At 71.2% G+C, this 10,779-nt stretch carries 12 protein-coding genes and 1 riboswitch; of the genes, 7 read left to right on the forward strand and 5 right to left on the reverse strand.

Annotated elements, in window-relative coordinates:
* Nucleotides 1–153: 153 nt before the first annotated feature.
* From ACWF94_RS21295 to ACWF94_RS21305, 3 genes are all read right to left on the reverse strand, one after another.
* Nucleotides 154–519, reverse strand: a complete 366-nt coding sequence (locus tag ACWF94_RS21295) for an Rv2175c family DNA-binding protein (RefSeq protein ID WP_453490508.1) — start codon at nucleotides 517–519, stop codon at nucleotides 154–156.
* A 121-nt stretch (nucleotides 520–640) separates the two neighbouring features.
* Entirely contained in the window at nucleotides 641–1,816 is a 1,176-nt protein-coding gene (locus tag ACWF94_RS21300) for an NAD(P)/FAD-dependent oxidoreductase (RefSeq protein ID WP_453490545.1), read from the reverse strand.
* A 187-nt stretch (nucleotides 1,817–2,003) separates the two neighbouring features.
* Nucleotides 2,004–2,342: a hypothetical protein gene (locus ACWF94_RS21305; protein WP_453490511.1), complete on the reverse strand. Its 339-nt coding sequence runs from the start codon at nucleotides 2,340–2,342 to the stop codon at nucleotides 2,004–2,006.
* Between the two features lie 85 nt (nucleotides 2,343–2,427).
* A riboswitch (TPP riboswitch) is annotated at nucleotides 2,428–2,541 on the forward strand.
* Here ACWF94_RS21305 and thiO point away from each other — a divergent pair.
* From thiO to ACWF94_RS21335, 6 genes are all read left to right on the forward strand, one after another.
* Entirely contained in the window at nucleotides 2,538–3,812 is a 1,275-nt protein-coding gene (thiO, locus tag ACWF94_RS21310) for a glycine oxidase ThiO (protein WP_453490514.1), read from the forward strand. (Overlaps the previous riboswitch by 4 nt.)
* Nucleotides 3,809–4,024 (forward strand): sulfur carrier protein ThiS, encoded by a 216-nt coding sequence (gene thiS / locus ACWF94_RS21315; protein ID WP_453490517.1) that lies wholly within the window; start codon nucleotides 3,809–3,811, stop codon nucleotides 4,022–4,024. Before thiO ends, thiS begins: the two co-directional genes overlap by 4 nt.
* A gap of 6 nt (nucleotides 4,025–4,030) precedes the next feature.
* Nucleotides 4,031–4,825, forward strand: coding sequence for a thiazole synthase (locus tag ACWF94_RS21320; RefSeq protein WP_453490520.1), 795 nt, complete (start codon nucleotides 4,031–4,033; stop codon nucleotides 4,823–4,825).
* 370 nt (nucleotides 4,826–5,195) lie between these two features.
* Entirely contained in the window at nucleotides 5,196–7,151 is a 1,956-nt protein-coding gene (pknB, locus tag ACWF94_RS21325) for a Stk1 family PASTA domain-containing Ser/Thr kinase (protein ID WP_453490523.1), read from the forward strand.
* A gap of 108 nt (nucleotides 7,152–7,259) precedes the next feature.
* Nucleotides 7,260–8,111 (forward strand): deoxyribonuclease IV, encoded by an 852-nt coding sequence (locus tag ACWF94_RS21330; RefSeq protein ID WP_453490526.1) that lies wholly within the window; start codon nucleotides 7,260–7,262, stop codon nucleotides 8,109–8,111.
* 111 nt (nucleotides 8,112–8,222) lie between these two features.
* Complete coding sequence (locus tag ACWF94_RS21335) at nucleotides 8,223–8,879, forward strand: DUF4396 domain-containing protein (protein WP_453490529.1); 657 nt, start codon at nucleotides 8,223–8,225, stop codon at nucleotides 8,877–8,879.
* An 84-nt stretch (nucleotides 8,880–8,963) separates the two neighbouring features.
* Here the strand turns inward: ACWF94_RS21335 and ACWF94_RS21340 are convergent, their stop codons facing one another.
* Entirely contained in the window at nucleotides 8,964–9,596 is a 633-nt protein-coding gene (locus tag ACWF94_RS21340; RefSeq protein WP_453490532.1) for a sulfite oxidase-like oxidoreductase, read from the reverse strand.
* A 158-nt stretch (nucleotides 9,597–9,754) separates the two neighbouring features.
* On the opposite strand from ACWF94_RS21340, the gene bfr reads away from it, so the two are divergent.
* Entirely contained in the window at nucleotides 9,755–10,234 is a 480-nt protein-coding gene (gene bfr / locus ACWF94_RS21345) for a bacterioferritin (protein ID WP_453490539.1), read from the forward strand.
* Nucleotides 10,235–10,340: 106 nt separating this feature from the next.
* Here bfr and ACWF94_RS21350 read toward each other — a convergent pair whose 3' ends face one another.
* Nucleotides 10,341–10,613, reverse strand: a complete 273-nt coding sequence (locus ACWF94_RS21350; RefSeq protein ID WP_453490542.1) for a (2Fe-2S)-binding protein — start codon at nucleotides 10,611–10,613, stop codon at nucleotides 10,341–10,343.
* Nucleotides 10,614–10,779 lie beyond the last annotated feature (166 nt).

A 10,779-nucleotide genomic window follows, 5' to 3' on the forward strand; every position in this document is an offset into this window, starting at 1 on the left:
GGTCGGCGCTCACCTGGGTGAGACCGAACCGGCCGGCGCGGGACCGGCCGGGACCCGCACGCGCGGTACCGGACCGGACCGCGCGTCTCCGCCCGCCCGCCCTATCCGCCCGTTATCCGCCGCCCCGGGCGCGGTAGCCGGGTGCACCGGGCGTCAGACGGCCAGTGCCTGGGCCCTTCGCTTCACTTCCGTACCGCGATTCTCGCTGAGGGCCTGCGCGGGGGTGCCCGGCAGGCTGGGGTCGGGAGTGAAGAGCCACTCCAGCATCTCGTCGTCGGTGAACCCGTCGTCCTTCAGGAGGGTCAGGGTGCCGGAGAGCCCCTTGACCACCTTGTCCCCGCTGATGAAGGCGGCGGGAACCTGGAGGACCCGGTTCTCCCCTCGGCGCACGGCGATCAGCTGGCCCTCCTTGACCAGCTGGCGGACGCGCGTCACCTCGACAGCGAGCTTTTCCGCGATGTCGGGCAGGGTGAGCCACTCGGGGACGAGGGCATCGATCTTTGCGTCAATCTCGGTCACAGGACAAGCCTGCCATCTGGGACTGACAGTGGGTAGCCGGACCGGGCGACCGATCGTGCGCCCGAGGCCCGTCCTGCGGAAGAGTGCCTGGTCAGCAGCGTATGAAGCGGCCCGGCCCGGCTCAGCCGGACGCGGCCTTCAGAGGGATCGCGGGGTCGGCGGCCCGCTCCCTGTCCAGCGAGGCGCCCGCCAGGATGAGCTTGCGGCCCTGCGCCAGGTCCCGTGGCCGGCCGACGGCCAGCAGGGCGACGAGGGTGTCCTTGCGCAGCCACAGCACGGACCACGCCGGGTCCGCAGGGCCGCCCCGCCACACCAGGGTGTCGGCGTCGGCGTGGTCGCCCGCGTACTGCACGAAGCGGCCGAACTGCTCGGACCAGAAGTACGGCACCGGGTCGTACTGGCGCGGGGGCTCCCCCGCCCCCGCCGCGATGACATTGGCGGCGACGGTCCGGGGGCCCTGGAGGGCGTTGTCCCAGTGGTGGACGAGCAGCCGCCGGCCGTAGCGGGCGGAGGGGAAGGAGGCGCAGTCCCCGACGGCGTACACATCGGGCAGCGAGGTGCGCAGATGCTCGTCCGCGACGATCGCGCGGTCCGGGCCGATGTCGATGCCGGAGCCCGTGAGCCAGCCGGTCGCCGGGCGGGCGCCGATGCCGACGACCACGGCCCCGGCGGCGAGCCGCCGGCCGTCCGCGAGGACCACCTCGCCGGGTTCGACGCCGTCCACGCGCGCGTGGGTGATCAGTTCGACGCCGTACTCGGCGTACCAGCCGGTCATCGGGGCGGTGACCTCGGCGGGCAGCGCGCCCGCGAGCGGGCGCTCGGCCGCCTCCACGACGGTGACCGCGCACCCCGCCGCCCGCGCGGCCGTCGCGAACTCCGCGCCGATCCAGCCCGCGCCGACGACCACGATGGCGTGCTGCCGGGTGAGTACGGGCCGCAGCCGGGCGGCGTCATCGAGGGTGCGCAGCAGATGGACGCCCTGGACGCTCTCGGTGCCGGGCAGGGCGATCGGTTCGGCACCCGCGGCGATCACCAGGGTGTCGTACGGGACGGGTCCGGCCTCGGTGTCCAGCTCATGCGCTCCGGGGCGCAGGCCGGTCACCTCGCAGCCGAGCCGCAGCTCGATGCCGAGGGCCTCGAAGTCGACATCGAAGGCCGACCCCTCGGCCGTGCCCAGCAGGACCGCCTTGGAGAGCGGGGGCCTGTCGTACGGCTGGTGCGGTTCGGCCCCGATGAGGGTGACCGGGCCGGTGAAGCCCTCTTCGCGCAGGGCCACGGCAGTCTGCACCCCGGCCATACCCGCTCCCACGACGACCACGCGCCGCCCCTGCCGCTGATTCCGCTGCTCGCTCACCCGTCAACCTTACGCAACTGACGAGCCGTCAGAGAAGCGAGGGTGTCGCCGGGCGGGCGGCGGAGCGTCCGCGCACCGAGACCGACGCGCACGGACGGACCGCCACACAGGCCCTAAGGGCCCCCACCGGTCACCGGACCTGCTCGACGACGCTGGTCCCGCTGCCCTCCTGTGACTCCCACTCCCAGGTCTCCTCCAGCCGCACCCTGCCGTCGGCCGTCTCGACCACGGTCGAGGCGCAGTGCCCCGACGACGTGGTCCCGTCCGTCTTCAGCTGTACGTAGCGGAAGTCGAGCCGGTCGCCCTCCCGGGTGCCCACCAGCCGGCCGTGGACCACGTCCCCGCCCTCGTACTCGGCCCAGATCCGGCCGTCCCGCTCGTGGTACGTGAACCGGGTACGGGTGCCCACCTGGCCCGGCGCCTGGTCCGCGACCGGTGAGAGGACGAGGCCGTCCAGCGACCGTGCCATGTATGTGTCTCCTCGTGTCCGCACCCACCGCGGTGCCCCACCGCGTCTTACCGCGCGCCGGGGCCTGGGGTTAGGGTGGCCACCGTAAAGCACTCGCGGGAGCCCGGACGCACCGGGCTGAGAGGGAGGCTGGACGGCCTCCGACCGTACGAACCTGATCCGGGTCATGCCGGCGAAGGGAGGAGCGGATCGCCCATGTCATCCATTCCCGGCACCCGGTCCCGGCCCACGGTGTCCCCGGAGACCTCGGACGTCCTCGTCATCGGGGGCGGCATCATCGGACTCGTCACGGCGTGGCGCGCGGCGCAGCGAGGACTGGCCGTCGCCGTCGCCGATCCGGCACCGGGCGGCGGGGCCGCCCAGGTCGCGGCCGGGATGCTGGCCGCCGTCACCGAGCTGCACTACGGCGAGCAGACCCTGCTGGCCCTCAATCTCGAATCCGCGCGCCGCTACCCCGCCTTCGCCGCCGAACTGGAGGAGGCGAGCGGGCAGCGCATCGGCTATCGCGCCTGCGGCACCCTCGCCGTCGCGCTCGACGCCGACGACCGCGCGCATCTGCGCGAACTGCACGCCCTGCAACGCCGCTCCGGGCTGGAGTCCGAGTGGCTCACCGGACGCGAGTGCCGCCGGCTGGAACCGATGCTCGCCCCCGGGGTACGCGGCGGGCTGCGGGTGGACGGCGACCATCAGGTCGACCCCAGACTGCTGGCATCCGCCCTGGTCAGAGCCTGCGAACGGGCCGGGGTGACCTTCCACCGCGCCTGGGCGGAACGACTGACGGTCGTACGGGACGAAGCGGCCGGAGCCGTACTGTCCGACGGGCGGGCCCTGAGGGCCGAGCAGGTGGTGCTGGCGGGCGGTTCGCTGAGCGGGCGGCTCGGCGGTGTCCCCGAGCGGGTGCTGCCCCCCGTACGCCCGGTGAAGGGGCAGGTTCTGCGGCTGACCGTGCCCGCGCCGTACGCGCCCTTCCTGTCCCGGACCGTACGGGCGGTGGTGCGCGGCGGCCAGGTCTATCTGGTGCCGCGCGAGAGCGGTGAGCTGGTCGTCGGCGCGACCAGCGAGGAACTCGGCTGGGACACCGCCGTCACCGCCGGAGGGGTGTACGAGCTGCTGCGCGACGCCCATGAGCTGGTCCCGGGCATCACCGAGCTGCCGCTGACCGAGACCCGTGCCGGGCTGCGCCCCGGCTCCCCCGACAACGCACCGCTGCTCGGCCCCACCGCTCTGCCGGGGCTGCTGCTGGCCACCGGCCACTACCGCAACGGGGTGCTTCTCACCCCGGTCACGGGCGATGCGATGGCCGAGGCGCTGACCAACGGCGCCCTCCCCGCCGAAGCCCTGCCGTTCACCCCGGACCGCTTCCCTCCGCACCCTCGTCCGGTCTCCCCGGCCTCCCAGGTCGCCTCCCCGGCCTCTCAGGACTCCCAGGACTCCCAGGACTCCCAGGTCACTCTGGAGCAGCTCGCATGAACAGCTCGCCCGTGCTGGTCTCCGTCAATGGCGAACGGCGAGAGGTCCCCACCGGAACCACCCTGGACGCCCTGGTCGCGGATCTCACGACCGCCCCGAGCGGGGTCGCCGCGGCCGTCAACGAAGCGGTCGTCCCCCGCAGCCAGTGGGCGGGCACCCGGCTCGGCGACGGCGACCGGGTCGAAGTCCTCACCGCTGTGCAGGGAGGCTGATCCGCCGTGGCCGACGATCTGTTCACCCTTGGGGGCGCCTCTTTCGGCTCCCGGCTGATCATGGGTACGGGCGGGGCTCCCAGCCTTGATGTGCTGGAACGTTCCCTCGCCGCCAGCGGTACCGAACTCACCACCGTCGCGATGCGGCGCCTCGACCCCACCGTCCAGGGGTCCGTGCTCTCCGTCCTGGACAGGCTCGGCATCCGGGTGCTGCCCAACACCGCGGGCTGCTTCACGGCGGGCGAAGCCGTGCTGACGGCCCGGCTGGCCCGGGAGGCCCTGGGGACCGACTGGGTCAAGCTGGAGGTCGTCGCGGACGAGCGGACCCTGCTGCCCGACCCGATCGAACTGCTGGACGCGGCCGAGACCCTGGTGGACGACGGGTTCACGGTCCTGCCGTACACCAATGACGACCCCGTGGTCGCCCGGAAGCTGGAGGACGTCGGCTGCGCGGCGATCATGCCGCTGGGCTCACCGATCGGCTCGGGGCTCGGCATCCGCAATCCGCACAACTTCCAGCTGATCGTCGAGCACGCGCGCGTGCCGGTGATCCTGGACGCGGGCGCGGGCACGGCGTCCGACGCGGCGCTGGCGATGGAGCTGGGGTGCGCGGCGGTGATGCTGGCCTCCGCGGTCACCCGCGCGCAGGAGCCGGTCCTGATGGCGGAGGCGATGCGCCACGCGGTCGAGGCGGGCCGGCTCGCCCGCCGCGCCGGGCGGATCCCCCGCCGCCACTTCGCCGAGGCGTCGTCCCCGGTGGCGGGCATGCCGACGCTGGACCCGGAACGCCCGGCGTTCTGACCTCGCGCCCTGTCCCACCCCTTGCCTTGTGGAGCGACACGCCCTCCGGGCGTGTCCTCAATCTCCCCCAGACTCCGTCCGGGGGGACCCCCAACAGGCTTGATGTGCGCACCCATGCCCGCAAGCCCCAAGCCTCGGGGGCCAGGCGTCCGTCCTCAATCGCCGGACAGGCTTGATATGCGCACCCGGGCAGGCAAAAACAGCCCCGCTGGGGGTACTCCCCCTGGGTTCCGCCCGGGGGCACCCCCACCCGGGCGAAGCCCCGCCGGCGATTGAGGCGCGGGCGAGGCTGTCACAGGTCGGCGTCAGTCGTGACCCAGTCGCGCCCCGGTCCGGCGGGGATCCCGCTGGTGACTCGTAGAATCAACGGGTGGACACGACCCTCCAGGACCCCCTCGTCGGGCAGGTGCTCGACGGCCGCTACCGCGTCGACGCGCGCGTCGCGGTCGGCGGGATGGCCACGGTCTACCGGGCCGTGGACACCCGGCTGGACCGCGAGCTGGCGCTCAAGGTGATGCACCCGGCCCTCGCCACCGACGCCTCATTCGTGGAGCGCTTCATCCGTGAGGCCAAGTCGGTGGCACGTCTCGCCCACCCCAATGTGGTGGCGGTCTTCGACCAGGGCGCGGAGGGGGCGTATGTCTATCTGGCCATGGAGTACGTCGCCGGCTGCACCCTGAGGGACGTACTGCGCGAGCGCGGGGCGCTCCGGCCGAGGGCGGCGCTCGACATCCTGGAGCCGGTGCTCGCGGCGCTCGGTGCGGCGCACCGGGCGGGTTTCGTCCACCGGGACATCAAGCCGGAGAATGTGCTCATAGGGGACGACGGCCGGGTCAAGGTCGCCGACTTCGGTCTCGTCCGGGCGGTCGGCTCGGTCACCGACACCACCGGCGCCGTGCTGGGCACGGTCTCCTACCTCGCGCCCGAGCAGATCGAGGACGGCACGTCCGACACCCGTACGGATGTGTACGCGTGCGGGGTCGTCCTGTACGAAATGCTGACGGGCGGCAAGCCGCACTCCGGGGACACGCCCGCCCAGGTGCTGTTCCGGCATCTGAACGAGGATGTGGCCGCGCCCTCCGCGCTCGTCCCCGGCCTCGCCGCCGAGCTGGACGAACTGGTCGCGGACGCCACCGCCCGCGACCCAGGGGGCCGGCCGTACGACGCGGTGGCGCTGCTGGCCAGGACCCGTGCGACCCGCGCGGCGCTGGACGACGCTCAGCTGGATCTGGTGCCGCCCGGGGCCCGCGCGCTGGACGGGGCGGGGAGCCGGGGCGGGGACGCGGTGGAAGGTTCCGATGAGCGTACGGATGTCGTCCCCCGACCGCTCCCCCGCGAGGAGCCCGGAGTCGGTCATCCCGGAGTCAGCCACACGGCCCGGCTGGCGATGCCGCCCGCCGGGCCGCCCCCGCCGCCGCGCCGGCGCCGCCCGGCTCTCCCGGGGCGGGGGGTCATCGCGATCGTGGTGGCCGTCCTGGTGGTGCTGGGCGTGGGAGCCGGTGTCTGGTACATCAACTCCGGGCAGTTCACCCGGGTCCCCGCGCTCATCGGCAAGACCGAGTCCGCCGCGCGGCAGGAGCTGAAGAGCGCCGGGCTCGATGTGCGCACCGTCCGCAGGGAGTTCAGCGAGACCGTGGAGCGCGGTGCGGTGATCGAGTCCGATCCCGCGACGCATGAGCGCATCCGCGGCAACGGCTCGGTGACGCTGGTCGTGTCGCGCGGACCGGAGATCGTACGGGTGCCCTCGGTCAAGGGCGATCCGCTGGCCACGGCCGAGCGCAGACTGCGGGCGGCGGGTCTCGCGCCCGGGGTGACCAGCCGCGCCTTCAGCGAGGAGGTCCCACAGGGCTCCGTGATCAGTACGGACCCGGCGGCCGGGGCGGGCCGCAGCCCGGACTCGGCGGTGGCCATCGTCGTCAGCAAGGGCGCTCCGATCGCGGTCCCGGATGTGACGGGCGACCCGGTGGAAGGAGCGACCGCGGAGCTGGAGGGGGCCGGGTTCCGGGTCGTGATCGCCTCCGATCGGGTCAACTCGCCGCAGGAGGCGGGCACGATCGCCCGGCAGTCGGCGCCGGAGGGCAGCGAACTGGCCAGTGGTGACACGGTCACGCTGACGGTTTCCAAGGGGCCGCGCATGATCGACGTCCCGGATGTCGTCGGCAAGGGAGTCGACGAGGCGCGGAGCGCGCTGGAGTCGGCGGGTTTCCAGGTCAAAGTCGAGAAGAGCTTCCCCTTCCTGGGCGACACGGTCGAGAGCCAGTCCCCGGCGGCGGACGGCGAGGCAGCCGAGGGCAGCACGATCACCGTCAAGCTCAAGGGACTGTGACGCCCCCGCACCACCATCGACGGCCGCCTCTCACCCGTACCACCATCCCCCGGCGCCCTCACGACCGGCCCCCAGCGCCCTCACGACCGAAGGACGGACCAAGCACTCATGCGCAACCCCGTCGGCGGCCATGTACCCGTGGCGGGCGGTCTCGCCCGCACCGGTCTGTCGTACGCCCGTGAGCTGAAGGCGGAGACCGTCCAGGTCTTTGTGGCCAATCCGCGCGGATGGGCCACGCCCCCGGGCAGTCCGGCGCAGGACGAGGCGTTCCGCGCCGGGTGCGCTGAGGCCGGAATGCCGGTGTACGTCCATGCCCCGTATCTGATCAACTTCGGCTCGCACACCGAGGCGACCGCCGAGCGGTCCGTGGTGTCGCTGCGCCACTCACTGCGCCGGGGCCGGGAGATCGGCGCCCGTGGCGTGGTGGTGCACACCGGTTCGGCGACCGGCGGGCGCTCCCGTGAGGTGGCCCTCGCGCAGGCGCGCGAGCTGATGCTGCCGCTGCTCGATGAGCTGACCGAGGACGACGATCCGTTTCTGCTGCTGGAGTCGACGGCCGGACAGGGGTTCTCCCTCTGCTCCAGGGCGGAGGACTTCGGCCCGTACTTCGAGGCACTGGACGCCCACCCCCGGCTGGGGGTCTGCCTGGACACCTGCCATGTCCACGCGGCCGGGCACGATCTCGCGGCCCCGCTGGGGGTAGCGCGGACCCTGGATCTTCTGGTGGAGACAGTCGGAGAGGGACGGCTCAAACTGATTCACGCCAATGACTCGAAGGAAATGGCCGGCGCACACAAGGATCGTCACGAGAACATCGGCGTCGGCCATATCGGCGAGGAACCGTTCCGGCAGCTGATGTGCCATCCGGCGACCGCCGGCGTACCGCTGATCATCGAGACTCCGGGCGGTACGGAAGGGCACGCGGCCGATGTGGCGCGTCTGAAGGGGCTCCGCGGGTAGCCGACGGACCCGTCGGCCCATGCGGGCCGGAGTGGCAGATGTGGCGCAATACCCCATGGGGGCATACGGTCTTGTTGTCGGACAGGACCACACCTCGTTTGGGGACTTCTTATGCAGCACGACGCTCACGCCCATCACGCGGACCACGGCCGGACCGACGAGAGCGCCCCCGGCACGGACCCCGCGCAGCCGGAGCACGCGGGACACGTCGAGACCACCGGACGCGTCGAGACCACCGAACACACCGGACACGCCGGACACACTGAGCAGGGTGAGCAACAGGGGCACGGTCAGCAGCACGGACAGCACGGGCACCATCAACACGACAGCGGCGCGGTCAGCTGGGGCATGGCCGCCAAAGCGACCCTCCACTGTCTCATCGGCTGTGCCATCGGTGAGGTGCTGGGCATGGTGATCGGTACCGCGCTCGGCTGGCACAACGTCCCGACGATGGCCCTGGCGATCTTCCTGGCGTTCATCTTCGGCTACTCCTTCACCATGATCACCATCCTTAAGGCGGGCCTGGCCTTCAAGGCCGCCGTCAAGGTCGCGCTCGCCGCCGACACGCTGTCCATCACCGTCATGGAGATCACCGACAACAGCGTGCTCGCCCTGTGGCCCGGAGCCATGCACGCGGGCGTGTCGGACGGACTGTTCTGGTACGCCCTCGCCATCGCCTTCGCGGTCGCCTTCGTGATCACCACCCCGGTCAACAAGTGGCTGATCGGCCGCGGCAAGGGCCACGCCGTGATGCACCAGTTCCACTGACGCCACCCGGCAGCCCCTGTCCGGCGCACCCTGGCACACGCACGCGGACACCCGCGCTCATCATCACGCGGACACCCGCGCTCATCACAGCTCCGGGCCGTCTCCCGGCTCTTCCTGGTACGAATACCGCTGCTCCCGCCAGGGGTCGCCGAGATTGTGATAGCCGCGTTCCTCCCAGAAACCCCGGCGGTCGGCCGTCATGTATTCCACGCCCCGGACCCATTTCGGACCCTTCCAGGCATACAGGTGCGGCACCACCAGACGCAGCGGAAATCCATGCTCGGCGGTAAGCAGTTCGCCGTCCTTGTGAGTCGCGAAGATCGCGCGCTCATCGGTGAAATCGGCGAGGCGCATATTGGCGCTGAAACCGTACTCGGCCCAGACCATGACATGGGTGACCTGCGGCGCGGGCGGCGCCAGAGCCGCAATGGAACGGGCCGGCACACCACCCCATTCGGCCCCCAGCATGCTGAACTTCGTCACACAGTGCAGATCCGCGACGACCGTCGAAAAGGGCAGCGCCGAGAACTCCTCATGGTTCCAGCAGCGCTTGTCGCCGTCCGCCGTGGCGCCGAAGACCCTGAATTCCCAGCGGTCCGGCTTGAACTTGGGCACGGGCCCGTAATGGGTGACCGGCCAGCCACGCTGCAGTCGCTGCCCCGGCGGAAGCTCGGACTCCTCTGCTGCACGGTAATCCCGGCTCTCCGGCTGACCCATGCCATCCATGGTGACAGACCACGAGGGGTGGTCATGACCAGGTCTGGCCCGATTCGGGCAACTCCTACTAAGGAGGCACTTACTGGACGGGCTCTCAGCGGCGATGCGAGGATGCGCGAACCTGCCCCCGAGCCACACGTGTGGAAGGAGCTTCTGCGATGCAGGGCGACCCCGAGGTCATCGAGTTTCTCAATGAGCAGCTGACGGCCGAATTGACGGCGATCAATCAGTACTTCCTCCACGCGAAGATGCAGGAGAACTTCGGCTGGACGAAGCTCGCCAAGTACACCCGGTCAGAGTCGTTCGACGAGATGAAGCACGCGGAAGTGCTCACCGACCGGATTCTGTTCCTCGACGGTCTGCCGAACTACCAGCGGTTGTTCCATGTGCGCATCGGCCAGACCGTGACCGAGATGTTCCAGGCCGACCGGCAGATCGAGGTGGAGGCGATCGACCGCCTCAAGCGCGGTATCGAGGTGATGCGCGGCAAGGGCGATGTGACCTCGGCGAATATCTTCGAATCGATCCTTGAGGACGAGGAGCACCACATCGACTATCTCGACACTCAGCTGGAGCTGGTCGAGAAGCTCGGCGAGCCGCTCTACATCGCGCAGCTGATCGAGCAGCCGGACAGCTGACGGCACCCGGCCCGGACGGCACCCGGCCCGGACGACTGAGGGCCGACCCGGCCCGGACCGCCGAAGGCGCGGCAGGGGGCTCGGAGCGAAAGGTCCGGCGGGAGGCTCAGGCCGCCTCGTCCAGACCCGCGACGGCACCCGGCTCCAGCTCGGTGACAGCGCTCTCGGTGACAGCGTTCAGCGCGGGCTTGCCCTGGTCGAGCAGCGCGCGCCGCGGGCAGCTGCCGCGGCCCAGGATCGACTGGATCCTGCGCACACACGACCCGCAGTCCGTGCCCGCCTTGCAGGCGGAGGCGATCTGGCGGGGGGTGCCGGCACCGGCGTCCGCATGCTCCTTCACCTGCTTCTCCGTGACGCCGAAGCATGAGCAGACATACACGCGGGTTCACCTCCCCGATGGATCCACTGGTCGCGACGACTCAGAGGGTGGCTGTACAGGTCGTGCCTTTTCCGACTGATCGTCCCGATTGATCGGTGAGGCTAACCTAACCTTACCCGCCATCCCGGTGACACAAAAGCACTGTGGGGCGCGGATCACATGGATC

This window comes from Streptomyces sp. NPDC055078, assembly GCF_053607985.1.